Consider the following 24,928-nt stretch of genomic DNA (forward strand, 5'->3'; position numbering starts at 1 on the left):
GTTACCACAAGGGTCGCGCTTTCCGTTATATCTTTTTCTCGTACCTCAAAAAAGGATGCCACTGCAATCGCTAACGCACTAATCCGCTAAATTTGGGCTCAACCATTTTATTGCTTCTTCCTCGCTAATGTCTCTGCGCGTCGCATAATCTTTAATTTGGTCTTCTTTAATTTTCCCTAACCCAAAATATTTAGCTTCAGGATTTGCAAAATAGTAGCCACTTACACTTGCTGCTGGCCACATGGCCAAACTATCCGTAAGCTCTACTCCAATAGCTTTTTTTACATTAAGAAGTTTCCAAATGGTTGTTTTTTCCAAATGATCTGGACAAGCTGGATATCCTGGTGCTGGGCGAATTCCCTTATAATTTTCTTTAATCAGGTCTTCGTTCGTTAGGTTTTCGTTTTTAGCGTAATTCCAATGTTTTGTTCTTACTTCTTTGTGTAAATATTCGGCAAAAGCCTCTGCCAATCTATCGGCAAGCGCTTTAATCATTATAGCGTTGTAATCGTCATTGTCCTTTTCAAATTGTGCTGCTAGTTCTTGAGTTCCAAATCCTGTGGAAACACAAAAACAACCCATATAATCTTGTTTGCCAGATGATTTAGGTGCTATAAAATCGGCTAAGGCTAAGTTTGGTTTGCCTTTAGCCTTTTTGGATTGTTGGCGAAGGGTAAGAAACTTGTATGCACTTTGACTGTGCTCAGTGTGACATTGGGATACATCTATTTCAATATCATCATCATTTACAGTATTTGCAGGAAACACTCCAAATACGGCTTTGGCCTTCAAAAGCTTTTCATCAAAAATACGTTTGAGTAAAACTTGAGCATCAGTAAATAATTCTTTGGCTTGTTCTCCAACAATAGCATCAGTTAAAATCGCTGGATATTTACCATGCAAATCCCAACTTCTAAAAAATGGTGTCCAATCGATAAAATCTTCAAGTTTTGTAATATCAAAATCTTCTATAACCTGAACTCCCAATTGTTGTGGTTTTACAATTTCAGAAGTGTTCCAGTCGATTTTAAATTTATTTTTCCTAGCGTCTTCAATAGAAAGATATTCTTTCTTTTTGCCTCGTTTCATAAATTGCTCACGAAACAAATCATACTCTTCACGAATTTGATTTTTAAAAACTTGATTGTTTTCCTGAAGCAAGTTACCAACAACCGTTACAGCTCTTGATGCATCATTAATATGAACAACCGTATTGCTGTAATGTGGTGCAATTTTTACTGCAGAATGTGCTCTAGATGTTGTAGCGCCACCAATAATAAGTGGGATATTCAATTGCTCCTTTTCCATGGCTTTTGAGACATAGACCATTTCATCTAACGATGGGGTAATTAAACCACTCAAACCAATGACATCTACGTTTTCTCGTTTTGCAGTTTCAATGATTTTTTCAGGTGGTACCATAACTCCTAAATCTACAATCTCGTAATTATTGCAGCCTAAAACCACACTAACTATGTTTTTGCCAATGTCATGAACATCACCTTTTACGGTAGCCATTAAAATTTTGCCTGCATATCTGACCCCTTCCGTCCCCAAAGGGGAAACTTTTAGCGCTTCTTTTAATCTTTCTAGTACATCATCAAGATTTGATAAAACTTCATCATTTGTAAATCTAACTACTCTATAACCTTGTTCGTTTAGCCATTTTGTTCGTTCTTCATCTGAAGCTTTATTTTCAGGTAATTGATGTATTAGCCCATCAATTTCGACAATTAACCCTTTTTTTAAACAAATAAAATCTGCGATATAACTCCCGACAATATGTTGTCTTCTAAATTTATGATTATCTAATTTTTTGTTACTCAAAACATCCCATAGCAAAGCTTCTGCTTCTGTTGGTTTATTCCTCATTGTTTTGGCATGTTCTTTCATCAAACCGTACAACAAAGGATCTGCAGTTTTCCAGAAAAAAGTCCCCTTAGGGGATTTAGGGGCTTTTTTTGCTTCTTCAATAAACGGCTGTAAATATGCAACCGCTTTTTTCATCACACGTGCCGATTTCACCACTTGTGGTAAAAACATTTTTCCGCTACCAAATAAATCTCCTACCATATTCATACCAATCATTAAATGACCTTCTATCACATCAATTGGTTTTTTAGATGCCAATCGTGCTTCTTCAACATCTTCTATGATAAAGGCATCAATACCTTTTACCAAAGCATGCGTGATTCTATCTTGTAGAGGATCGTTTCTCCATTCCTGTACTGCTGCATCTTTACTTGTAGAGGTGGAACCTTTTGCCTTAAGTTCTTCCGCAAAATCCAATAAGCGTTCTGTTGCATCATCGCGTCTATCGAATAGCACATCTTCAACTAGTTCTAATAACTCTTTGTCTATTTCATCATAAATTTCAAGCATGGTTGGGTTAACGATACCTAAATTCATTCCGTTTTTAATGGCATGGTATAAAAATGATGAGTGCATGGCTTCCCTAACCACATTGTTTCCTCTAAAAGAAAATGAGACGTTACTCACTCCACCAGAAACATTGGCATAAGGTAAATTTTCACGAATCCATTTTATGGCTTCAAAAAAGTCTATGGCATTTCTACGATGCTCATCCATACCTGTTGCCACAGGAAAAATATTAGGGTCGAAAATAATATCTTGAGGTGGAAAGTTTAGCTCGTTTACTAAAATATGGTACGAGCGTTTACAGATTTCAATTCGTCTGTCGTAAGTGTCTGCTTGTCCATCTTCATCAAAAGCCATGACAATGACAGCAGCTCCGTAGCGTTTTACCAATTTTGCTTGACGCTTAAATTCGGCTTCGCCTTCTTTTAAACTTATAGAGTTGACCACACATTTTCCTTGTGCGACTTGCAAACCAGCTTCGATAATTTCCCATTTAGAGCTATCGATCATTAATGGGATTCTAGAAATATCTGGTTCAGATGCGATGAGGTTTAAAAAGGTCGTCATGGCATGCACTCCGTCGAGCATACCTTCATCCATGTTAACATCTAGAATCTGCGCGCCACCTTCTACCTGATCTCTAGCAACATCAAGGGCTTCATCGTATTTTTCTTCTTTTATTAAACGTAAAAATTTTCGGGATCCAGTTACGTTTGTTCGCTCTCCTACATTTATAAAATTGCTTTCTGGAGTTACAACCAGTGGTTCTAATCCAGATAAGGTTAAATATTTCTTACAGTCACTTTCTGCCATTATGCAAATTCTTGAATTAATCTTGGTTCGTATTTCTGAGCAACTTCAGCAATAGCTTTGATGTGGTCTGGACTTGTGCCACAACAACCACCAATTATATTGATGAGGCCATCCTTAAGATAGTCTTCAATAAAGCCTTGCATCTGTTTTGGTGATTCATCATATTCGCCAAAAGCATTTGGTAAGCCTGCGTTGGGATGTGCTGAGGTAAAAAATTCAGTTTCGTTAGAAAGCCTTTGTAAATATGGTTTCAACTGTTCTGCACCAAGTGCGCAATTAAAACCTACACTCAATAATGGAATATGCGAAATTGACGTTAAAAAAGCTTCAACCGTTTGACCAGATAAAGTTCTACCCGAAGCATCTGTAATCGTTCCTGAAACCATAATCGGAATGTCTATGTTTCGTTCTTCCTTAACTTCTTCAATAGCGAATAAAGCTGCTTTGGCATTAAGCGTGTCAAAAATAGTTTCAACTAAAAGGATATCAACACCACCATCAATTAAGGCTTCAACTTGTTGTTTGTAGGCAATTCGTAATTCGTTAAAAGTAATCGCTCTGTACTCTGGTCGGTTAACGTCTGGTGATAAACTTGCGGTTTTATTGGTTGGACCAATACTACCTGCCACAAAACGTGGTTTTTCTGGGTTGGCTTTTGTGAATTCTTCTGCAACTTGTTTAGCGATTTTGGCGGATTCAAAATTGAGTTCGTACACCAAATCTTCCATATCGTAATCTGCCATGGCGATTGTTGTACCAGAAAATGTGTTGGTTTCAACGATGTCTGCACCAGCTTCAAAGTATTTAGCATGTACTTCTGCTATGGCTTTTGGTTGTGTTATGGATAACAAATCGTTGTTGCCTTTTAGTGGCGAAGGGTAATCCTTAAAACGTTCGCCTCTAAAATCTTCTTCTGAGAAATTATACTGCTGAAGCATGGTTCCCATGGCTCCATCGAGGACTAATATTCGTTTTAACAATTCGATTTCTACTTTACTATTGCGTTTGGTCATAGTTGTTTTTTTGGTAAAACCAAAAGTCAATTCCACCGTAAAGGTGTACTTAATAGAAAAATGTTATAAGAAAATAGGGAATTACAGATGTGTAATTTCGTTTGGGTTATCTATCCGAATTTGCGAGAAATGATTCGCTATAAACAGTAGAATTTAGCACCTTCTTAATAAGTTTAAGGGTTGCTAAGGTTTCATAGGGTCTAATCCCTCCACCTTTCTTGATAACATCTCAATAAGTTAATTGAACTTTGTGTACACAATATTCCGAAAGAAATTATCAATAAGCAAATTTTATTCACTTTATTTTAACTAGAGCATATTGCATTTTAATCGTAACTTTGGACTATCCCAAATGAATTAATTATGTTAGAAAACTTCTGGTTTAATGTTAAAATAGGCATTAACCATATTTTAGATATTAATGGCTACGACCATGTGCTTTTTTTGATGGTATTAGCTGTGCCTTATGTGTTTAAGGACTGGAAACGTGTTTTGGTTTTGGTGACACTCTTTACAGTAGGCCATACAGTTTCTCTATTTCTAGGTGCCTATGATGTTGTTACCGTTAACAGCAAATTGGTAGAATTTTTAATACCGATAACCATTTTAATAGCGGCTATTTATAATGTATTTACCGCAGGCAAAAAAGAACGAAACAATAAAATTAGTGTGCTTTTTATTACCACGCTTTTTTTCGGACTTATTCACGGATTAGGTTTTGCACGTGAAGCAAAGATGTTAGACGATGGCTCTTTGGCATTTCTTATTGAGTTTGCCATTGGTATAGAGATAGCTCAAATCATTGTGGTTTTCATTATCTTATTTTTAGGGTTCTTGTTTCAAACTATCTTTAGATTTTCGCGTAGAGATTGGGTCATGGTCCTTTCTGCTATTGTTATTGGATTGGTGATCCCAATGATAATAGGTAGTGATTTGTTAAACGCTTCATAATTGATAAAACTTTAACGGCAAGTAAATTGTTTATACAATTCTAACCTTTTATATTCGTTACTTACATTAATGCTTAATGTCCAAGGAAAAACAATTACGTTACGATAAGGCCTATTTAAGAATTGCACAAGAGTGGGGAAAGCTCTCTCATTGTAAGCGCAAACAGGTTGGTGCGCTGATTGTAAAAGATAGAATGATTATTTCTGATGGCTATAATGGCACGCCAACAGGCTTTGAGAATTATTGCGAAGATGAGGAAGGCTATACCAAGTGGTATGTGCTACATGCTGAGGCCAATGCTATTTTAAAAGTAGCATCCTCAACACAATCTTGTAAAGGAGCAACATTATATATTACGTTATCACCATGCAAGGAATGTAGTAAGTTGATTCATCAGGCTGGCATAATTCGTGTAGTGTATCAAGAAGGTTATAAAGATGATTCTGGACTGCAATTTTTAAGAAAAGCCGGAATAGAATTAGAGCATATTGAAGATTTAAAAGCCTAATGGCAACAAAAAATAAATACATACCACTTATCATCGGTGTTGCAATAGCAACAGGTGTTGTCATTGGTGGTAAGTTGAATTTTACTGACACTTCTGATAATCTTTTTACTACCAATAGTAAAAAAGACAAGCTCAACCGATTAATAGATTACATAGATTATGAGTATGTAGATGAAGTTGATACGGATAGCATAGTGGATGTAACCGTTAACGGTATTTTAGATAATCTAGATCCACATTCTACCTACATTCCAAAAGAAGATTTACAGCGAATAACCGAAAACATGAAAGGTGATTTTGTCGGTATCGGGATTAACTACTATCCATATAGAGATACCATTGCAGTTGTAAAACCTACAGAAGATGGCCCGAGTGAACGTGCCGGAATTTTAGGCGGTGACCGCATATTAATGGCAGATGGCGACACTATTTTCGGAAAGGATATTACGAGCGATTTTATTTCAAAAAAACTTAAAGGCGATAAAAACACAAAAGTTAAACTTACGGTTTATAGAAAGAGCGAGGGTAAATTACTTGAATTTGATGTAAGACGAAAAGATATTCCAATTAAAAGCATTGAAGCGGCTTACATGTTAACTGATGAATTAGGTTACATCAAAATGAACCGTTTTGCAGAATCTAGTTTTAAAGAATTTAAATCGGCTTTAGAAGAACTACAGGAACAAGGTGCAACCAAATTAGCCCTAGATTTGAGGGATAATCCAGGAGGATTTTTGGGAATTGCAGAACAAATTGCTGATGAATTTTTGGAGGACGATAAGCTTATTTTGTTTACCAGAGATAAAAAAGGAAAGGAAGAGCGTACTTATGCCACACGCAGAGGTGATTTTGAGGATGGTGAGATTTATATTCTAATCAATGAGAACTCAGCCTCGGCAAGTGAGGTTATAGCTGGTGCACTTCAGGATAATGACAAAGGTATTATTATAGGACGTCGATCTTATGGCAAAGGTTTGGTACAACGTGAAATGGCATTGGGTGATGGTAGTGCGGTACGTTTAACGGTTTCAAGATATTATACTCCAACAGGTCGATCAATACAACGACCTTATACCAATGGTGACAATAGATCCTATTACAACGATTATTACAAACGCCTTAGAACTGGTGAGCTGGCTGACGAGGAGAGTATTAAAGTAGATGATTCCTTAAAATTTACAACACCAAAGGGTAAGATTGTTTATGGAGGCGGCGGTATTATACCAGATGTTTTTGTACCTGTTGACCGTTCGTTTGATAACGAAACCATAAACTATTTACGTAGAAGAGGGCATTTTGGTTATTTTGTTTTTGAAGAATTGGATAAGGATAGAAATGCATACGACCACGTTACTAAATATGATTTCATTAATAATTTTGAAGTGAGTGATGATATTGTTGTTCGCTTTCAGGAATTTGTTAACCGAAGAGAAGGCACAAATTTAACCTTTGTTGCTTATAACGACGAAATCAGACGATTGATTAAAGCTACTTTAGCAAGGCAATTGTATGATGACAATGCTTTTGAAGAAATCCTTAATAAAGAAGATGTAATGGTACAGGAGGTGATACTCTTAAGTACAGAATACCCAAATTTTAAGCAGTAATCTTATCATGCACTTTAGTGTGCTGCCCATCATTCCAAAGTGTTAGAATATCTGTAGCAACATGCGATCCGCTTCCACAAGCCATTGAAAATTGACTTCTCCAACCAGCCAAGGTACCAGCAACATAAAGGTTTTCTTCAATTAAATGATCAGTGTTTTTTAACCAGATTCTATTTTTTTCAGGTTTTGTTCTAGGATGAGGTTCAATATAATCTTCAAGGCCTTTTATGGTCATAAGATTTGTATAACCAACCGCAACAACAACAATTTTTGAATGATAAATGCCTTTATTGGTAATGACTTTAAATCCACCTGAAAGTTTCTCTATTTGCGTTACTTTCTCCTTTTCAATTTGGGATATATGAGGATATAGCTCTTTGAGCTGTTCCTTTCCGCTTTCTAAGATATCCTTACCCAAAGTGCCAGGTTGTAATCCTAACACATTCTTGAAAAGCGCATTTTGTAAGTGCGACGCTTTTTGATGGGCTATTATACCAATAGACTTATCTTTAGCAAAGGCCTTTTCTTTTGCCGAACCTAAAACCAATGCGCAAGACAAACCCGCTGCTCCACCTCCTATGATTAAAACATCAAAATTCATTTATGTTTCTTACTTAGGGTTTCAATTTTCTTAGAAATTCTAAGAATTTGAAGTAAAATTACAGCACATAATGAAGCTATAATAGTAAGAACAGCTGTGTAGCTTTCTCCTTCAAAAGGTGCCTCAAAATCTAGTTTTGTAGCATTAAAAATAATTAGTCCTAATGCAAGAATGGTTATTATCCAAGTAAATACTTTCATAGTTTAGTTTTTAAACCAATAATGCTTTAATATTTGCAGCAAAAAGTTTCACTGCTATTGCCAACAAAATTACACCAAAAACTTTTCTTATAATCTTAATACCGTTTGCACCTAATATTCTTTCAATTTTTGCCGACGTTTTCAATACAATATATATAAAAATGACGTTGCAAATTACGGCAACAATAATATTTTCAATTGCAAATTCTGCACGTAAGGATAGTAAGGTTGTTAGACTTCCTGGGCCAGCGATTAAAGGAAATGCCAAAGGAAAAACCGAAGCTGTCAATGCATTATGCTCTTCGTCTTTGTATAATGTAATGCCCAAAACCATTTCTAGGGCTATAAAAAAGATAACAAAGGCACCAGCTACGGCAAAAGAATTAACATCAATACCAATGAGGTTGAGTAAACTCTTTCCAACAAACAGAAAAATAATCATTATCACACCAGCGATAAGTGACGCCTTTTCACTCTGAATATGACCAACTTTTTTACGTAAATCGATGATAATTGGAACGTTTCCGATAATATCAATTACCGCGAAAAGTACCATAAACGCTGTAAAAATCTCTTTAAAATTTAACTCCATGACATTTAATTCTAAAATTCGCCGCAAAGGTGCGACTTAATTACTGATTTTCAATATTAAATTACAGTAAACTTTAACTATTTTTGCGGCATGTTTCAGCTAGGAAAAACAATCGTTTCAGAAGATATAATACAGAAGGACTTTGTCTGCAACCTTTCTGCTTGCAAAGGTGCTTGTTGTGTTGATGGAGATGCAGGTGCACCTCTTGAGGAAGCAGAAGTCAAAATCTTAGAAGACATTTATCCAAAAGTAAAACCATTCCTTAGAAAAGAAGGCATAGAAGTCATAGAGGCTCAGGGCACTTCCGTAAAAACAGATTATGGAGAGCTGGAAACACCATTGATTAATGGAGCAGAATGTGCTTATGTGATTTTTGATGAAAAAAACACGGCTCTTTGCGCTATTGAAGAAGCATACAATCAAGGCGAGGTTGATTGGAAAAAACCTGTGTCTTGCCATTTATATCCTATACGTGTAAAAGACTACTCTGAATTCTCTGGAGTTAACTACGAAAAATGGGAAATTTGCGATGATGCCTGTTCATTGGGAAAAGAACTTCAAGTGCCTGTTTATAAGTTTGTAAAAGAAGCGCTAATTAGAAAGTTTGGTGAAGATTGGTATGCTGAACTGGAGAAGGTTGCTGAGAAAAACTTTGGGAAGTAATTTTTACACAGGGATATTTAGCGTCACTCGAGTACCTGAAGGGGTGTTACTTTCGTACAGGTCATCAATATCTAGAGTATAAGAATTTTGAAAGGCTTTTGAGAAATTGGCTAAGCGTGCTTTTGTAATATCTATACCCACTGATTTTCGTTTTAGTTTTTTATTGTCCTTAATTCTCTTTGAAGCGATTCTGCCAATCCCATTATCAATGATTTCAACAGTGATATAATCTGAAGAATTCTTAAACACGTTCAAATCTATTTTTTTGTTATCAGGTTTAGACGATAAGCCATGCCATAGCGCATTTTCTAAGAAGGGCTGAAGGATTAATGATGGCACCTTAGTGACTTCAGTATTTATGGATTCATCAACGTTTATGTTAAAATCTATCTCATTGTCAAACCTTATGTTTTCTATATTCATGTAAAGCTTCATGGTTTCTAATTCGTCATGCAACGTCGTTTCTTTTTCTTTTGAAGCGATTAAGATTTTACGAATTAATTTGGAAAACTTATTGAGGTAATACACCGCATTTTCCTTTTCATTATTAATGATATAGAGTTTTATGGAGTTGAGTGAATTAAAGATAAAGTGAGGATTCATTTGGCTTCTCAACATATCTTGTTCTAAGGTTAGGATTTGTTTGTCTTGCTCCAAACTTCTATTTCTGTTAATGATGAATAAGGCAATTCCAAAAATGGCTAAAGCTAACATAGAATACCAAAAAATACTTTTGTTGCGCTCCAGACGTAGCCTCATAGCTTCTTTTTCTGATGCTAAGGCTTTAATTTGATTGTTCTTGTTTTGGTTCTCATATTCAATAACGATATCATTAACATATTGAAGATTTTGTTCTGTAAGAATAGTGTTTTCAATATCTACGGCATTTTGATAATACTCTAAAGCAGTTTTATAATTCCCTTTTAACTTATTGACTTCAGAAAGTAATTTACTAGAGGATGCAATAGATGATTTTAAATTGTAAGTACTTGCGACCTCAAGTCCTTTTTTTAATGTGTTTTCTGCCTGGGAAATTTGATTAAGGGCAATTTCTAGCTGGCCGAGATTAATATAAGAGGATGCAATATAGAACTGATCCTTTAGTGCCAATGATTTTTTTAGAGCATCCTTGATAATAGGTTCTGCTTTTTCATAATTTTCTTTCTTAAGATAAATACCTCCAATGCTATTAAAACATATCATACGACCAACTTCAGAATTAATAGCTTCGTTGTAGTACAAGGATTTTTCGTAGTTCGCTAATGCAATGTCTAAATTCCCTTTGGCCTCTTCTGCATAGCCAATATTGTGATAGTTAATCGCCAAGCCTAATTTATTATTGGCTTTTTCCTCAATTTCAAGTGATTTTTTAAACTGCATTATGGCTATGTCGTACTGCTGCAATGCCAAATAAATGTTTCCAATACTATTTTGTGAAACGGCGATATTATAGTTTACCGTTGGTGATGGGTCTTTTACTTCGTAAGCAATTTTTAAAGCTTCGGTGTGATAATCTAGTGCAGGTTTAATAATATCCATACGTCTGTAAGCGACACCTATCATGTTAAGATTTACAATGCGTAATTCATTGTTTTTTGCTTTATCTGCAAAAGATTTTCCCTGTTCGTGAAGCTCGATGGCTTTATCATAGTTAGAAATATTTCTGTTGATTACTCCAAGTGCGTTGAGTGCATAGCTGGCACCTTCATGATAGGTGTTTAGCTTAGCAGTTTCTAAAACACGCTTCATTTTTATACTATCCCTTTCAAAGGGTTTTAATATGGAATCAATGCCAGTGTAAGTTGCAGGTTTTGTTTTACTAAGGTGATCTAGCGCAGCTTCAAAATCTAAATCTTGGGCATTGCTTATTAAAGAACCCATCGCAAATACTGCGACAAAAAATAAAATTTTATATGTAATGTTATTTTTCAAGGATATTAAGCTATTCTATTAAAGTTTTTCAAGGAAATCAGATTTACGCTGCCTAGCAACAGGGATTTTATGGTTGCTATCCATAATCACGTAGCCTTCATTTTTTATAAAGGCTTTTATCTTATTTAGGTTAATGATGAATGAATTATGAATTCTAAAAAAATAGTGCTCAGGTAAAATGGCATCTACTTCTTTTAGCTTTTTAGTGACTACTATCTTTTTTTGATCTTGTAGAAAAAGCGTACTATAATTACCGTCAGATTCTACATAGATAATATCATCGACATCTAAAAATAAAAGCTTACCATCTGTATTTATCGTAATACGTTTTTTATCGAATTTCGAATTAAAATTAGAAAGCATGTTTTCTAACTTGGTTGCATTCAAAAACCGATCACTATGCTTTTTTATTTTATCTATGGTTTCTCTTAAATCGTCAGAATCTATAGGTTTTAAGAGGTAATCAATAGCTTCGTGCTTTAGTGCTTTTATTGCATATTCATCATAAGCCGTTGTAATTACAACCGCAAAATTTATTTGTTCTAACTGTTCTAAAAACTGAAAACCACCAATGGTTGGCATCTGTACATCCAGGAACAAACAATCTGGTGTATGCGATGCTAAATATTTTAAAGCCTCTTCTGGGTTTGTAAATGACTGTGTTACCTCAATTTCTTCTTTGAAGTTGCCCAATTCCCAAATTAAACTTTGAATGGCCTTAGGCTCGTCATCAATAATTACAGCTTTTAACATAATTGAGATTCTAAGTTATAAATATATACATATATTAAATGATGTCGTTTTTTTATGTATATCATGTAGAGATTTATGTATAGTGTGTTTAAAATTGGAATGTTAAATTTCAAATATCCACCTATACACTTTTTTTTACCAGTTATACATTGCTATTAAAATATGTACAAGTTTATTTTGATATTTGAGTAATGAAACTGACCAAGTTAGGAGTGAATGGGGGTTTGCTCTTAATAAAAAGGTTAAACGCTATTAATCATATAAAGTCAGGATTTGTTTTTAATTCTGCCTTTTTATTTCAGTGTTAATTTGTCACAAGCAATTTAGGGATTGCTTTTTCATTACTTAGTTAGTTATTAGGGAGAAAAAGAGCGTTTATTAAAACGCTCTTTTTCGTTATCTACATACCATATACAAATTATAAAACTATCAATAAACACGCCTACTAGCCATTGTTTTTATATGATTAATCCTACATGTAAATGAATGACCACGTATTTATAAATAACTGAAAATCAAATATTTATATAATAATTTCACAAAACATTAGGTTTTATAGGCGCTACCGCAGTTTGTTAAAAACTTGTTGACAATGTTTATGATTATGCCTTTTAATTTTAACGACAATTGTCAATATTTGTTCAGGGCAAAGTAAAAAATAGATTTTAATAGCGGTTTTTAAGTCAACTTTAAAAATCTCTGTTTTTGAAAGTTTCGAGCCCTTTTTTATTCCTCGAATAGGAAAATTTTTAACTCAATTTACGGCATTTGCTAATTGAATTCGGAGTATTCGCACTTTTACTCCCTAGGACTGTTAGCTTCAAAAATTAACAAAAACCATGGAAACCAAACAACTAGAAATCACAGAAATTATTAAAAGGGATTACGAAACAACTCCATTTGTTTTAAATAAAATTTCTAACGCTGTCGAAAAAGCTATGATGTCTGTTGGCAATGGTACCAAGGAAGATGCAAAAGGAATAGCGGCAAAAGTTTTTGAGGCTTTATTGGAGCGAAGAGCAGATGACCAAAACTATGTCCCAACTGTTGAGGAGGTACAAGATCTCGTAGAGGTTAAATTAATGGACAGTCAGTTTTTGGATGTTGCAAAGGCGTATATCCTTTACAGAGACGAGCAAGCCAGAAACAGAAAGACCAATATTTTTGAAAAGCGTATCAATTTAAAGCCTTATGAGTATCCGGCACTTAACGAATACGTGGATGCGATTAGACACTCATACTGGATTCATTCAGAGTTTAATTTTACGAGCGATATACAAGATTTTAAAACAAGGCTTACTGTTGTAGAGCAGAATGCTATAAAAAATACCATGCTTGCCATTTCGCAAATCGAAGTTGCGGTAAAAACATTTTGGGGAGATATTTACCAAAAGATGCCAAAACCAGAGATTGGGTCTGTAGGAGCAACGTTTGCAGAAAGTGAAGTGCGTCATCATGATGCGTATTCTCATTTACTAGAAATTCTTGGACTTAATAATGAATTTAAGAGACTAAAGAAAAATCCTGTAATAATGCGACGTGTGCATTATCTGGAAACGGCGTTAAAAAATGCAAAAAGTGAAGATAACAAAGAGTATGCGGAATCTATTTTACTGTTCTCTCTGTTTATAGAGCACGTATCGTTGTTCTCTCAATTTCTAATCATAATGGCTTTTAACAAGCACAAGAATATGCTTAAGGGTATCTCTAATGTTGTGGAAGCAACGTCTAAAGAAGAACAAATTCACGGAGATTTTGGGATTGATGTCATAAGAATTATAAAAGACGAAAACCCAACTTGGTTTGGAGAAGAGCACAACACCATTGTAAAGGTAATGTGTGAAGAAGCTTTTGAATCTGAAAGCAGAATCATCGATTGGATTTTTGAAGCAGGTGAATTGGATTTCCTTCCAAAGAATGTGATCAATGAATTTATTAAGCAAAGATTTAATAATTCCCTCGAAAGTATTGGCATCGATAAAGTATTCGATATCGATGAAAGCTTACTAGAGCAAACCGAATGGTTTGACGATGAAATCATTGGTACTAAACACGGTGATTTCTTTGTGAAACGCTCTATCAACTATAGCAAAAGAACTAAAAGTATAACCAGCGACGACTTATTTTAATTAACCATGAACGACAACACTAAACTAAAAATTGACAACAACGTAGAGAATCCTCAAGCTACTAAAACCTTACCTCACGAAGAACTACTAAAAGCTAGAAAAGAAGCCATTAAGGAGGCTAAATCTGAGCCAGAAATAAAATGGTTAACAGACCATAGTCGCAAATTTTTGTCATCGGGTTACCTTACAGAAGGTACAACACCAGAAGCAAGAATAAGAGAAATAGCAGATAACGCAGAGCGCATCTTAAAAATTGATGGTTTTGCAGATAAGTTCTATGGCTATATGGCAGAAGGGTTTTACTCTCTGGCATCACCTGTGTGGTCTAATTTTGGTAAAAAACGTGGTTTACCAATCAGTTGTTTCGGTTCGCATATTTCTGATGATATGGGAGATATCCTTTACACGCAGTCAGAAGTAGGCATGATGTCTAAACTAGGTGGAGGTACTTCGGGTTATTTCGGTAAGCTTCGCCATAGAGGTGCACCAGTAAAAAACAACGGTGAATCATCAGGAGCTGTACACATTATGCAATTGTTTGAAAAAATGGTTGACGTTGTGAGCCAAGGCTCAGTAAGACGTGGTCGTTTTTCCCCATATCTACCAATTGAACATAATGATATACACGAATTTTTAGAAATCGGTACAGAAGGTAATCCAATACAAGAGCTAACACACGGTGTTACTGTTGGTAATGAGTGGATGCAAGAAATGATTGATGGTGATACTGAAAAAAGGGCCATTTGGGCAAAAGTATTACAACGAAGAGGAGAAATAGGGTATCCATATATCTTCTTTAAGGACAATGCTAATAACACTGCACCTGAGTGTTATCAAGAAAATAAGCACGAAATCTACGCAAGTAACTTGTGCTCTGAGATTATGTTACCAACCAATGACAGATGGTCTTTTGTTTGCGTACTGTCTTCAATAAACTTGTTGCATTACGATAAGTGGAAGAACACAGATGCTGTAGAAACGATGATCTATTTCTTGGATGCCGTGTTAGAAGAATTTGTAACCAAGCTCGAAGTCTATAGAGATTCACCAGATAGAGATGATAGACAAACGTTCATGTTTATGGAGAAAGCTTACAACTTTGCTAAAGAAAACAGAGCATTGGGAATGGGAGCTTTAGGTTGGCACTCGTTACTTCAGTCTAAGATGTTACCATTTGATAGCGCTGAAGCATTTAACCTTAACAGTGAAATCTTTAAGACCATTAAAGCGAAGTCGGTTAAAGCTTCTGAAGAATTGGCAGAGTTATTTGGTGAGCCAGAAGTATTAAAAGGCTACGGAAGACGTAATGCTACATTAAATGCTGTAGCGCCAACAACATCGTCTGCATTTATCTTAGGACAAGTATCACAAGGTATAGAGCCAATTTGGTCTAATAGCTATGTTAAGGATATTGCTAAAATTAAAACAACGATTAAGAATCCGTTCTTAAAAGCACTTTTAAAAGAAAAAGGAATGGATACACCAGAAATCTGGAAAAGCATCCGTGACTACGATGGCTCGGTACAACATTTAGAAGGACTTACAGAACTTGAAAAAGATGTGTTTAAAACCTATTCTGAAATTGACCAAATGACCATCATTTATCAAGCGGCAAACAGACAGAACCATATCGACCAGGGACAATCCTTAAATATTATGGTTCATCCAGATATGCCAGTGAAGGACATCAACAAAATTTATGTTACGGCTTGGCAACTAGGAGTAAAGTCATTGTATTACCAGCACAGTATGAACGCAGCACAGAAATTTAAACAAAAGAAAGAATGTGCTAGTTGCGAAGGGTAAAATCCTTTAAAAAGCCTCAATTTATAATGATAAGAAGCATCTCTGTAAAGGGATGCTTTTTTTAGTTTAACTAAAATATAATTAGTTGTCATGCTGAACTCGTTTCAGCATCTTGAATATCATATTTTAGATTCTGAAACAAGTTCAGAATGACAAAAGACATAAAAAGAGATAGTAACCTCTATTTGTCAACCAAAGTATCCGTCACTAAATACTTACCATCCTTGTTATAATACCAAGCCCTCACTTTTGGCATTTTAATGCCATTAACAATAGTTTCTTCCGACAGTAAAATATATTCGCCAGTGTCAGGTTGCTCTTTGCCATTCTCATCTGTTTTAAAAAACTGATAGACTTCCATGGCGTAAGTTTTGGGATTGAAATAAAAGTACCAAACATCACTACCTACAGCTTCATCATAAGTCACTTTTAAAACTAGATAGTCTTTACCTTTAAAGGTTTTCTTTTCAATTTTTTGGCTGAGGTTGGTACCAGGATCATTAAGCTTCATTGGTAAACCGTACAAATAGGTGTAGTAGTTTTTATATAAGTTGGCTCTATTACAAGACATATTTTTGTCCTTTGCTTTTATGCTGTCTAAAACTTTGCCGTTATAAACCATTGTACATTTCTCTTTTTCAATGGTATATTGAGTAGTTACAGTGTCTCTTGTCGCAATAACGTTAAAATACTCAGCTGGTAAATCAATCTTAATTTTGCTCGTTCTTTTTGATGCATTTGGTGTAGTCATCACTACTGTAAATTCGTCAGTAAAAGTTTCCCAATTGTTATTTGGGTCGTGATAGGCAATGGTGTTTTCCAATAACTGTTCTGCAGATAGGTCTTGAGCATTTGCGCCAATTGAAGCACAAAAAAGAAGTGCAACGAAGATTTTTCTTATCATATCGATAATTTGTTTGATGTTTACTAAAGTACTGGCTTTTTTTCTATATTGGATGCTTCAACCAAAAAAACACGCTCCAAATATGGAAGATATGACCATACTAGAAGTTAGCGAATCGAGCTGCTCTATTTGCAAAACTCCAATGCAGACCGAAAATATTTATTGCCCAGAATGTGGCTTTCCAGAAAATGGTACCGATAGCGATGTCGCAAAATTCCATGCGAGAAATGCGATGAAAAAAAACCAGAATATGGATGCGGGTAAAAAAATAAGATCGGCAAGAAATGTGCTTTACGTTATGGCAGGAATTATTATTCTATTTGGCGTTGTCAGTTTTTTTAATGATCAGGATATAGCACTGTTAATAAGCAATGTTATCGTTGGTATTATTTATTTGGCCTTAGGCTCTTGGACATCGAAGAAACCTCTTGTAGCAATATTATTAGGGCTTTTACTTTACTTAACAACAATTATTATCTCAGCAATTTTTGAGCCTTCAACACTTTTTAGAGGTCTTATTTTTAAGATATTCATTATTGCTTATCTAGGAGCGGGAGTATATTCTGCCTCGTCAATAAAAAAATAAAGGAATAGGGTTTTAGTATGGATAAAAGTTGTTCTAGCTGTAAAACAGTATTTCTTGAAGAGGTAAAGTTCTGTACCAATTGTGGTCAATCACTTCTCAAATCTAAAGTTGGGACAAGAACGACCTCCCTTAATATTATTTTAGCGTTCTATGTCATCTTCTTGCTCTTTGCTGTAGCTGCTTATTTTCTGTATGAGCAATATCCATTTAGTTTAAAAGTCGAAATAATTATAGAGAGCATCTTTGCGTTATTGGTTTTGGGGTTTTCGGCATTAGACTACAAAGCTATTTTAAAGCTATACAAACTGCCCAAAATTGATTGGAAAATAGTCACATTCTCTGTTGTCTTTCCAATTTTTTCGGCATTCACAGTGTACTTCACCGTAGAATATGCGAACACACATTTGTTTGAATCGTTTGAAGATAATTACTATGGAGGTTATACCTTTTTAGATCATCCTTTGTTTTGGGCTATACTATTTACAGCTATACTACCACCAATTTTTGAAGAATTGGCATTTAGAGGTTTTTTGTTTAATCAATTACAAAAATTAGTAAGCGAAAAAGTAACCATCATAGCAACTGCATTCATTTTTGCTTTGGTCCATTTTTCGTTTATATCCCTAATCTGGATTTTACCTTTTGGTTTAATCTTGGGATATATAAGAAGTAAGTACAATACATTGTGGTATGGGATCGTCATCCACTTTATCCACAATTTCATCATAATAATGATAGATTATTATACCTACAATTCTACATTACTAGAGCTGTAAACAAATCGTATAAAAACGAAAAGCACCCAATGCCGAACTGTACGGGAGGGTGCTTTATTATAAGTTAATAAAACCTATATCTTAATTTGCTTCCATTAAAGCAAAAAACTTGTCAATATTTGGCATTAAGATAATGCGAGTTCTTCTGTTTTTAGAACGATTTTCTCTCGAGTCATTCTCAACTAAAGGTTGGTAGCTACTGCGACCTGATGCAATCATCTTTTCTGGTGCTACGCCATATTTGTTTTGTAATTTTCTAACTACAGATGTAGCTCTCAATACACTTAAATCCCAGTTATCTGCGATTTTTTCAGTATTAATGGTTCTAGAGTCTGTATGTCCTTCTACCATAACATCAATACTTTCTTCAGAATTGATAACATCTGCTAATTTCTGAAGGATATTATTGGCTTTATTGCTAATTCTGTAGCTACCTGTGTTAAACAACATCTTATCAGAAATTGAAATCATAACCACAGTTTCATTAATATTTACTGCAATGTCCTCATCTTCATTTAAGTCTGATGTATCCATAGTCTTTGAAAGATTGTACTGAACCGCTAAGTTCATGGAATCTTTTAAAGTTTTAGCTTCAGCTAATTTTGCAGGATCAACATTTTCTAATGTCGCCATCATTTTACGCTTACTCTCATTAGACATTACAGTTCCGTCTGCGTTAACATCTAATTTAATATCGTTTTCTATTTTAAGACCTTCAACATCTTCATTTAAGGTGTTGATTTTTTCATTGTATCTATCAACACGCGCTTGAATTTTAGCAAACTTGTCTTCTAGGTCTTCTTTTTCTACTCTTGTTTTCGCCAGTTCACTTTTAATCTCACCATTCTCTTGCTCTAATGCCATATATTTCTTTTTTGAAACACAAGAACTCAAAAGAATCGTTGTTAATAAAAGAATTGAAATTTTTTTCATGTTTATGTTTTAAATTAGTTTGTTACAAAATGATATACGTTAAAAATAATACGATGGATGTTTTGTTTGTGATTTATTTAAAGTATTGTTTAACTCAAATGGTTAAAAGCTTTAATGATTTTAAGGCTTTTATCCACTTTATTATTTTAAGTTAAAGTAGATTTACAATTTTATATACAACCGAATAATACATTAAAATGAATTCTAAATTAAAGGAAGTTGCATTAGTGTTTTTTAAACTTGGATGTTTTGCATTTGGTGGACCAGCCGCTCATATTGCCATGATGGAAGATGAAATCATTGAAAAGCGTAAATGGATGACACGAGATTATTTTCTGGATTTAATAGGAACGACCAACTTAATTCCAGGACCTAACTCAACTGAGATGACCATGCATTGTGGGTATGAAAGAGCAGGTAAAGTAGGATTGTTTGTTGCCGGCATAGCCTTTATTTTTCCGGCCACTTTTATTACTGCATTGTTGGCATATTTGTATGTAAAATATGGCCAACTCCCAGAGGTAGAACCATTCATTTATGGTATAAAGCCAGCAGTATTAGCAATTATTGCAAGTGCCATTTTAAAATTAGGTAAGAAAGCCATAAAAAGCACTGAACTTATTATAATTGGTGTGTTGGTTTTAGTCGTGAGCATATTTGGTGTAAATGAAGTTGTCGCATTATTGGCGGCAGGCGTTTTGGGCATGCTGTACTTTTATATAAAATCTAAAACAGTTTCTAACCTAAATTCTATTTCTCCGTTGATTTTATTTTTAGGGTTTAATACAACGATAGCAAAAGTTACTACCTTAAAACTGTTTTTAATATTTCTTAAAGTAGGCGCCATTCTCTATGGTAGTGGTTATGTCCTTTTCGCATATTTAGATGCAGAATTGGTTACACGTGGCTTAATGACAAGAGCAGAATTAATAGATGCAATTGCTATAGGGCAATTTACACCAGGGCCAGTACTATCTACGTCAACGTTTATTGGTTATCAGCTTTCAGGGTTTACAGGAGCATTGGTAGCCACAGCAGGTATATTTTTACCTTCCTTCCTTTTTGTTCTCATACTAAACCCTTTTATACCAAGAATGCAAAAATCAAAGATTCTAAGATATTTTTTGGATTCTGTAAATGTAGCTGCGGTAGCCGTAATGCTAGCCGTACTTATAATTATGGCAAAAGATACTTTAGTGGAGTGGCAAGGTATTGTTATTTCTTTAATCGCTGTTTTCTTAACCTTTAAAACAAAGGTCAGTACTATATGGACGATTGTAATTGGAGCAGTCTTGGGATTCGTTTTGTTATCAATTACAACATAAAAAAGCCAGCATTAATAAATGCTGGCTTATAAAAATTAGAGGTATAATAAACTGTTATTCTTTAGAAGACCCGTTGTCTTCAACAATTTCATCTACAACATTAATAGTTGCAGGCTCAATTGAGCTATCAAAAGAATCGTAATACTCTTCTAATAGATTTATAGTAGCATTAAGTAAGTCTTTTGTTTCTAGTAACAGTCCAAAATAAAGCGTTGTATTTTTTGGACTAGATTCTTCAGTGCGCGTACGCGCTACTTGCTTTACTATCTTATCAGTTACTAAATCTAGAACTTCTCTTTTGCGATTAATGATCATTTCTATTTGCTCAAACGAACGCGAATCAAATGCAGCTTTTGTATCACTGAACATCATTTCCATAGCGTCATCAACCTCTTTAAGCTCTTTTATTTGGCTAAATTTAAGCTTTTTATGATTATTGTTAACGTGCTTGTGACTTACTTTAGAAATATACTCAAGTGATTGCGTCATATCTTCTAAATAGCCCAATATGTTGATATAGAAACTACTTGCCTGTATACTTGAATCATCTAGGTTTTTAATAAAGTAGAAAATGTTATCACGAAGATTATCTACCTCTTTAGACAATTTGTCAATCTGTTTTTTATTCTTCTTTAATAACCCTAAATCTTGCTTAGCTAAACCGTTCACAGCATTGGTGTAGATCTTGTTTCCGCGTTTTACAACATTAGAAATGTTTCCTGCGCTTTCATGAATAACTCCTTGAACAGATCTACTGCCTGTTTGTTTTAGGCTGTCTTCCTCAACGATCTTGTTAGAACTTTCTTTATGGGCTTTATAGTTTCTGTATAATAAAACCACAGTAATTAATAATAGAATTGGAATCATTACCGATGGGTTCCAATTAATTAAGAACACTACAGTTCCTGCTGCTACGAATGCACCAATAGCGGTACCAAACCATCCACCAATAACGTTTAATACACCAGCAACACGATATACAGCACTTTCTCTTCCCCAAGCTCTGTCAGCTAAAGATGTACCCATAGCCACCATAAATGTTACATAAGTGGTAGATAAAGGTAATTTCATGGATGTGGCAATAGCAATCAACACACCGGCGACCATTAAGTTAACCGAAGCTCTAATCATATCAAATGCAGGAGCATCAATACTTTGGTCCTTTGTGATTAATACATTTGGTTTTTCAAAGCTTCTGCCAATGCTTATTCTAAAAGCTTTAGGCATCACAGCACTATAGTAATTAGACAATTGTGTTGTGAATTTAACGACAGATCTAGACAGTGCATTTGGTTCAAACTTCTCGTGAGTTTCACCTTGGCGTGATAAACTAATTTCGGTCTCTGCTACGGTTTTCGCTTTTTTAGAGAACCATAACGTTAATACCATGATGGCACCAGCAATAAATAGTAATAAAGGCTCTGCAGGTACCTTTTTCTCTAAAACAGCCATAGACATAGAGACATCCATTCCCCCAGCAACCCAAGCTTCATAAGAGTGGTATGCCGCCATAGGGACACCAATAAAGTTAACTAAATCGTTACCAGAAAAGGCTAGAGCCAAACCAAAAGTACCTATTGCAATTACAACCAGTAAAACGGTCTTCTTGGTCAGTTTTTCAAATATGAAAGAAAATAGTGTCCAAAAGGCGAAGCTTCCAAGAATAATATAAACTTCATTACCTTCTACAATACCTTTTAAGTCACTATAATATGGAGTTCCTTTGAGTCCTTTTAAGAAAATGAAATACGTTATAGCGGTTAAGGCTACACCACCAAAAATCATCCCAAAACTCTTTACTTTTTTCTCATAATTAAAAGTGAAAATAAGTCGTGATACCCATTGCACCAATGCACCAACAGAAAATGCAATAACAACTGATAGCAATATACCAGAGATTATTTCTAAGGCTTTAGAGGTATTAATATAATTGGTTAAATCCGCTAAAGTTTCAGTCTCTGACTGATTTATTTTTAATAGTGACATTACAACTGCTGCTCCTAATAAATTAAAAACTATAGAAACTGTTGTTGAGGTAGGAAGTCCAAGCGTATTGAAAAAATCCAATAACAAAATATCAGTAATCATTACAGCCATAAAAATGAGCATAATCTCCCCAAACTCAAATTGTGCTGGAACAAAAATCCCTTTTCTGGCTACTTCCATCATACCACTAGAGAACACCGCTCCGATGAAAATACCTAAACTTGCTACAATCATTATAGTTCGTAGGGAAATGGCCTTAGAACCAATAGCAGAGTTTAGGAAATTAATGGCATCATTACTCACGCCAACTATAATATCGAATACAGCTAGTGTAGTTATGGCAATTAGCATTAATAAATAAATATTATCCATAATTTTTAGTTAAAATAAGTTTGCAAATATCTTTATAGAATTTAAGTACAACGTTACCTAAATGTTATTTTTATATTGATTAAAAGTGAATATCAAATCCAAGTCTAAATCTAATGCCATCTTCGTTACCATCTACTGTTGTATAACTTATATCAGATTGAACTTTTAATTTATGACCAACCAAATATTTTGAGGCTCCTAACGTATATTGTTTCGTTGGTAGTGCATTGGTTACTGCTTCAAAATCTAAAGTTGTAAATCTTGCTGCTACTTCATAGTTGCTCTTAAATAAATATCCGGCTTGTAAATTTAAGGCATTTCCTGTTAAGACGATGTCGCCTGTGGGAGTAACACCATCTGCTTCGGTTGCGATTTCATCGTCTGCTGTTCGTTTCGCATATTCACCCATAAATGAGAAGCCATTGTACTTAAACATGGCATCAGCAAAAATTGTGGTTTGGTCAGTTTCGTAAATAGTACCATCGGTTCTTATCATATAATCACCAGCAAATCCTCTTTCCCTAACGGCATCTTGATTGAAATTATAGGTAAAACCAACCATTAATTTTGGTTTTTCTTCGCGCTTTAAATCAGATTGGCTGTAATCACCTTTAGATTTAAAAGTTCCAAATGGTAAGAACTCTAAACGAGCGGTATATTGTAAACCACCTTCATTGCCTTCAGTGACATTACGTCCTTCACCTTGTGAAACTGAAAGCTTTTCACGCATTAAAAAATCACCTCCCAAATTTGTTTTGTGTCGTAATTGAATACCCAAGTCACGGTCAATATTAAACCTACTATTTAATAGAGAACGATCTACCAATTGAAGATTCCCTGAAGAAACAACACGCTCTACGTTACCAGGAAGTTTTGTTTGTCCTGCCCACAATTCCCAATTGCCAGCAAAATTCCACATAATAACGGCATCCAAGATGTAACGAGGTGTATTTCTGTTAAATTGATTAGCACCAGAGATATCTCTATTGGATAAGCCTAGCTCTATTTTGTATTTAAGTTTTGGACTGTATGCGAAACCATCAAATTTTAGTCTTGCACGACGAACTATAAAATTGTGTTCTGGGCTGCCATATTGACTCCCATTATGATCCCAAGCAGAGATAGTTCTAACTTGAAATCGAGGGGCAAATTTCACGCTAAAGGAACTGTCTTTTGCAACAAAATTAATTAAGCCTTTACCAAAGGAAGTGTCACTGATTTCTTGTGCAGTGGTTATGTTTAGAGCGAATAATAGAATTGCTCCTAAAGTGATTTTAAATTTCATTATAGTTATTAGTTTTTGTCGCTGCAAATAACCAACTCTAATGTTAAGTAAATGTTTCCTAATTATTAATTTAATCACATATTTTTGACAAAAAAAGGCTGCTTAAATTAATAAACAGCCTCATTAGAATTCATAATTTTAGTCGACAAAAACTAATAAAAGTTATGAAATACTAAAAATGTTGTATAACAACGCTACAAATATGAGAACCAAAAATGACTCAATTGTAAAGCTAATATTATTTAATTATTAAGAACATAACCTTAAGACAATATTTATATAAATAACTGAATATCAATTATATAAAACTCTAATGTTAATTTAATGTTATGTAAATGTTGATTTATTGTAAAAAACTAGTTATCTTTGAGTAACGTTTAATTAACATAGCCCAAAGTAACATGAAAAAGATAGTAATAATACTCGTGATGTTGTGCGTAGGTTTTACGTACGCTCAAGATAAAAAGGAACCTAAATTAGAAAAGAAAGGTGATGTTACCTTGATTACCTATTATCACGATAATGGAGAAATTAGTCAGAAAGGAATGTTTAATGCTGAAGGTAATGTGCATGGTGAATGGAAGATGTATGATGTAACTGGAAAGAAAATTGCTCTCGGGTCTTATGACAATGGGAAGAAAGTTGGGAAATGGTTCTTTTGGCAAGATGATTCTTTAAAGGAAGTCGATTATATTGACTCAAGAATTGTCAATGTTAACCAATGGGATAACAAAACAAAAGTTGCTATTAACAATAAATAAGTATGAAACTACACTAACAAAAAAGGCTTTCTGCATCAGAAAGCCTTTCTTGT

Annotated in this window: 21 protein-coding genes, 1 pseudogene and 1 riboswitch; of the genes and pseudogenes, 10 read left to right on the forward strand and 12 right to left on the reverse strand. The window is 34.6% G+C overall.

The window, feature by feature from the left end:
- Positions 1-78: 78 nt before the first annotated feature.
- From ACQ65V_RS06265 to ACQ65V_RS06275, 3 genes and pseudogenes are all read right to left on the reverse strand, one after another.
- Positions 79-2,193: a vitamin B12 dependent-methionine synthase activation domain-containing protein gene (locus ACQ65V_RS06265; RefSeq protein ID WP_430468621.1), complete on the reverse strand. Its 2,115-nt coding sequence runs from the start codon at positions 2,191-2,193 to the stop codon at positions 79-81.
- A 207-nt stretch (positions 2,194-2,400) separates the two neighbouring features.
- Positions 2,401-3,192: pseudogene (locus ACQ65V_RS06270) on the reverse strand (dihydropteroate synthase); the annotation flags it as partial.
- Complete coding sequence (locus tag ACQ65V_RS06275; RefSeq protein WP_430467290.1) at positions 3,192-4,205, reverse strand: homocysteine S-methyltransferase family protein; 1,014 nt, start codon at positions 4,203-4,205, stop codon at positions 3,192-3,194. The pseudogene ACQ65V_RS06270 and the gene ACQ65V_RS06275, both read right to left, overlap by 1 nt.
- A 103-nt stretch (positions 4,206-4,308) precedes the next feature.
- Positions 4,309-4,433: riboswitch (SAM riboswitch) on the reverse strand.
- A gap of 135 nt (positions 4,434-4,568) precedes the next feature.
- Between ACQ65V_RS06275 and ACQ65V_RS06280 the strand changes: the two genes are divergently transcribed.
- The 3 genes from ACQ65V_RS06280 (at position 4,569) to ACQ65V_RS06290 (ending at position 7,271) form a co-directional block, all read left to right on the forward strand.
- Complete coding sequence (locus ACQ65V_RS06280) at positions 4,569-5,156, forward strand: HupE/UreJ family protein (protein WP_412561833.1); 588 nt, start codon at positions 4,569-4,571, stop codon at positions 5,154-5,156.
- Between the two features lie 76 nt (positions 5,157-5,232).
- A complete protein-coding gene (locus tag ACQ65V_RS06285; protein ID WP_430467291.1) occupies positions 5,233-5,664 on the forward strand; it encodes a deoxycytidylate deaminase in 432 nt (143 codons plus the stop codon).
- Positions 5,664-7,271: a S41 family peptidase gene (locus tag ACQ65V_RS06290; protein ID WP_430467292.1), complete on the forward strand. Its 1,608-nt coding sequence runs from the start codon at positions 5,664-5,666 to the stop codon at positions 7,269-7,271. Before ACQ65V_RS06285 ends, ACQ65V_RS06290 begins: the two co-directional genes overlap by 1 nt.
- On the opposite strand, the gene ACQ65V_RS06295 is transcribed toward ACQ65V_RS06290, so the two are convergent.
- From ACQ65V_RS06295 to ACQ65V_RS06305, 3 genes are read right to left on the reverse strand one after another with little or no spacing between them, the layout of a single operon-like run.
- Positions 7,261-7,872 (reverse strand): FAD-dependent oxidoreductase, encoded by a 612-nt coding sequence (locus tag ACQ65V_RS06295; RefSeq protein ID WP_430467293.1) that lies wholly within the window; start codon positions 7,870-7,872, stop codon positions 7,261-7,263. The genes ACQ65V_RS06290 and ACQ65V_RS06295 overlap by 11 nt on opposite strands.
- Complete coding sequence (locus tag ACQ65V_RS06300; protein WP_430467294.1) at positions 7,869-8,072, reverse strand: hypothetical protein; 204 nt, start codon at positions 8,070-8,072, stop codon at positions 7,869-7,871. Before ACQ65V_RS06300 ends, ACQ65V_RS06295 begins: the two co-directional genes overlap by 4 nt.
- A 10-nt stretch (positions 8,073-8,082) precedes the next feature.
- On the reverse strand, positions 8,083-8,664 hold the full coding sequence (locus tag ACQ65V_RS06305; protein ID WP_155088850.1) for a MarC family protein: 582 nt from the start codon (positions 8,662-8,664) through the stop codon (positions 8,083-8,085).
- A gap of 90 nt (positions 8,665-8,754) precedes the next feature.
- On the opposite strand from ACQ65V_RS06305, the gene ACQ65V_RS06310 reads away from it, so the two are divergent.
- Complete coding sequence (locus ACQ65V_RS06310; RefSeq protein WP_155088848.1) at positions 8,755-9,327, forward strand: DUF3109 family protein; 573 nt, start codon at positions 8,755-8,757, stop codon at positions 9,325-9,327.
- A gap of 3 nt (positions 9,328-9,330) precedes the next feature.
- Here the strand turns inward: ACQ65V_RS06310 and ACQ65V_RS06315 are convergent, their stop codons facing one another.
- Both ACQ65V_RS06315 and ACQ65V_RS06320 read right to left on the reverse strand, forming a co-directional pair.
- Complete coding sequence (locus tag ACQ65V_RS06315; RefSeq protein ID WP_430467295.1) at positions 9,331-11,259, reverse strand: tetratricopeptide repeat-containing sensor histidine kinase; 1,929 nt, start codon at positions 11,257-11,259, stop codon at positions 9,331-9,333.
- An 18-nt stretch (positions 11,260-11,277) separates the two neighbouring features.
- Positions 11,278-12,012 carry a LytR/AlgR family response regulator transcription factor gene (locus tag ACQ65V_RS06320; RefSeq protein ID WP_430467296.1) on the reverse strand — a complete coding sequence of 245 codons (735 nt, stop codon included), beginning with the start codon at positions 12,010-12,012 and terminating at the stop codon, positions 11,278-11,280.
- Positions 12,013-12,851: 839 nt separating this feature from the next.
- Here ACQ65V_RS06320 and ACQ65V_RS06325 point away from each other — a divergent pair.
- Together ACQ65V_RS06325 and ACQ65V_RS06330 are read left to right on the forward strand one after the other, a co-directional pair.
- A complete protein-coding gene (locus ACQ65V_RS06325) occupies positions 12,852-14,141 on the forward strand; it encodes a ribonucleotide-diphosphate reductase subunit beta (RefSeq protein ID WP_273290521.1) in 1,290 nt (429 codons plus the stop codon).
- Between the two features lie 6 nt (positions 14,142-14,147).
- Positions 14,148-15,947 carry a ribonucleoside-diphosphate reductase subunit alpha gene (locus ACQ65V_RS06330; RefSeq protein WP_430467297.1) on the forward strand — a complete coding sequence of 600 codons (1,800 nt, stop codon included), beginning with the start codon at positions 14,148-14,150 and terminating at the stop codon, positions 15,945-15,947.
- 181 nt (positions 15,948-16,128) lie between these two features.
- Here ACQ65V_RS06330 and ACQ65V_RS06335 read toward each other — a convergent pair whose 3' ends face one another.
- Positions 16,129-16,851: a DUF6503 family protein gene (locus ACQ65V_RS06335; protein ID WP_430467298.1), complete on the reverse strand. Its 723-nt coding sequence runs from the start codon at positions 16,849-16,851 to the stop codon at positions 16,129-16,131.
- Between the two features lie 16 nt (positions 16,852-16,867).
- Here ACQ65V_RS06335 and ACQ65V_RS06340 point away from each other — a divergent pair, with 16 nt between their 5' ends.
- Both ACQ65V_RS06340 and ACQ65V_RS06345 read left to right on the forward strand, forming a co-directional pair.
- Positions 16,868-17,437, forward strand: coding sequence for a hypothetical protein (locus ACQ65V_RS06340; RefSeq protein WP_430467299.1), 570 nt, complete (start codon positions 16,868-16,870; stop codon positions 17,435-17,437).
- 17 nt (positions 17,438-17,454) lie between these two features.
- Positions 17,455-18,213: a CPBP family glutamic-type intramembrane protease gene (locus tag ACQ65V_RS06345; protein WP_430467300.1), complete on the forward strand. Its 759-nt coding sequence runs from the start codon at positions 17,455-17,457 to the stop codon at positions 18,211-18,213.
- Between the two features lie 81 nt (positions 18,214-18,294).
- Here the strand turns inward: ACQ65V_RS06345 and ACQ65V_RS06350 are convergent, their stop codons facing one another.
- The gene (locus tag ACQ65V_RS06350) at positions 18,295-19,146 is read right to left on the reverse strand and encodes an OmpA/MotB family protein (RefSeq protein WP_155088836.1); all 852 of its coding nucleotides are present in this window, start codon (positions 19,144-19,146) and stop codon (positions 18,295-18,297) included.
- Positions 19,147-19,343: 197 nt separating this feature from the next.
- Between ACQ65V_RS06350 and chrA the strand changes: the two genes are divergently transcribed.
- A complete protein-coding gene (gene chrA, locus ACQ65V_RS06355; RefSeq protein ID WP_430467301.1) occupies positions 19,344-20,471 on the forward strand; it encodes a chromate efflux transporter in 1,128 nt (375 codons plus the stop codon).
- Positions 20,472-20,525: 54 nt separating this feature from the next.
- On the opposite strand, the gene ACQ65V_RS06360 is transcribed toward chrA, so the two are convergent.
- Positions 20,526-22,829, reverse strand: coding sequence for an inorganic phosphate transporter (locus ACQ65V_RS06360; RefSeq protein ID WP_273290533.1), 2,304 nt, complete (start codon positions 22,827-22,829; stop codon positions 20,526-20,528).
- 79 nt (positions 22,830-22,908) lie between these two features.
- Positions 22,909-24,114 carry a porin gene (locus ACQ65V_RS06365; protein ID WP_273290535.1) on the reverse strand — a complete coding sequence of 402 codons (1,206 nt, stop codon included), beginning with the start codon at positions 24,112-24,114 and terminating at the stop codon, positions 22,909-22,911.
- A 401-nt stretch (positions 24,115-24,515) separates the two neighbouring features.
- On the opposite strand from ACQ65V_RS06365, the gene ACQ65V_RS06370 reads away from it, so the two are divergent.
- Positions 24,516-24,875 carry a nicotinic acid mononucleotide adenyltransferase gene (locus tag ACQ65V_RS06370; RefSeq protein ID WP_155088829.1) on the forward strand — a complete coding sequence of 120 codons (360 nt, stop codon included), beginning with the start codon at positions 24,516-24,518 and terminating at the stop codon, positions 24,873-24,875.
- Positions 24,876-24,928: the final 53 nt, after the last annotated feature.

The organism is Winogradskyella ouciana (assembly GCF_965284585.1).
Lineage (GTDB): Bacteria > Bacteroidota > Bacteroidia > Flavobacteriales > Flavobacteriaceae > Winogradskyella > Winogradskyella ouciana.

Coding starts and splice junctions, on each gene's coding strand:
- ACQ65V_RS06275 (WP_430467290.1), bottom strand. CDS start 4,205: ATGACCAAACGCAATAGTAAAGTAGAAATCGAATTGTTAAAACGAATA.
- ACQ65V_RS06280 (WP_412561833.1), top strand. CDS start 4,569: ATGTTAGAAAACTTCTGGTTTAATGTTAAAATAGGCATTAACCATATT.
- ACQ65V_RS06285 (WP_430467291.1), top strand. CDS start 5,233: ATGTCCAAGGAAAAACAATTACGTTACGATAAGGCCTATTTAAGAATT.
- ACQ65V_RS06290 (WP_430467292.1), top strand. CDS start 5,664: ATGGCAACAAAAAATAAATACATACCACTTATCATCGGTGTTGCAATA.
- ACQ65V_RS06295 (WP_430467293.1), bottom strand. CDS start 7,872: ATGAATTTTGATGTTTTAATCATAGGAGGTGGAGCAGCGGGTTTGTCT.
- ACQ65V_RS06300 (WP_430467294.1), bottom strand. CDS start 8,072: ATGAAAGTATTTACTTGGATAATAACCATTCTTGCATTAGGACTAATT.
- ACQ65V_RS06305 (WP_155088850.1), bottom strand. CDS start 8,664: ATGGAGTTAAATTTTAAAGAGATTTTTACAGCGTTTATGGTACTTTTC.
- ACQ65V_RS06310 (WP_155088848.1), top strand. CDS start 8,755: ATGTTTCAGCTAGGAAAAACAATCGTTTCAGAAGATATAATACAGAAG.
- ACQ65V_RS06320 (WP_430467296.1), bottom strand. CDS start 12,012: ATGTTAAAAGCTGTAATTATTGATGACGAGCCTAAGGCCATTCAAAGT.
- ACQ65V_RS06325 (WP_273290521.1), top strand. CDS start 12,852: ATGGAAACCAAACAACTAGAAATCACAGAAATTATTAAAAGGGATTAC.
- ACQ65V_RS06330 (WP_430467297.1), top strand. CDS start 14,148: ATGAACGACAACACTAAACTAAAAATTGACAACAACGTAGAGAATCCT.
- ACQ65V_RS06335 (WP_430467298.1), bottom strand. CDS start 16,851: ATGATAAGAAAAATCTTCGTTGCACTTCTTTTTTGTGCTTCAATTGGC.
- ACQ65V_RS06340 (WP_430467299.1), top strand. CDS start 16,868: ATGTTTACTAAAGTACTGGCTTTTTTTCTATATTGGATGCTTCAACCA.
- ACQ65V_RS06345 (WP_430467300.1), top strand. CDS start 17,455: ATGGATAAAAGTTGTTCTAGCTGTAAAACAGTATTTCTTGAAGAGGTA.
- ACQ65V_RS06350 (WP_155088836.1), bottom strand. CDS start 19,146: ATGAAAAAAATTTCAATTCTTTTATTAACAACGATTCTTTTGAGTTCT.
- chrA (WP_430467301.1), top strand. CDS start 19,344: ATGAATTCTAAATTAAAGGAAGTTGCATTAGTGTTTTTTAAACTTGGA.
- ACQ65V_RS06360 (WP_273290533.1), bottom strand. CDS start 22,829: ATGGATAATATTTATTTATTAATGCTAATTGCCATAACTACACTAGCT.
- ACQ65V_RS06365 (WP_273290535.1), bottom strand. CDS start 24,114: ATGAAATTTAAAATCACTTTAGGAGCAATTCTATTATTCGCTCTAAAC.
- ACQ65V_RS06370 (WP_155088829.1), top strand. CDS start 24,516: ATGAAAAAGATAGTAATAATACTCGTGATGTTGTGCGTAGGTTTTACG.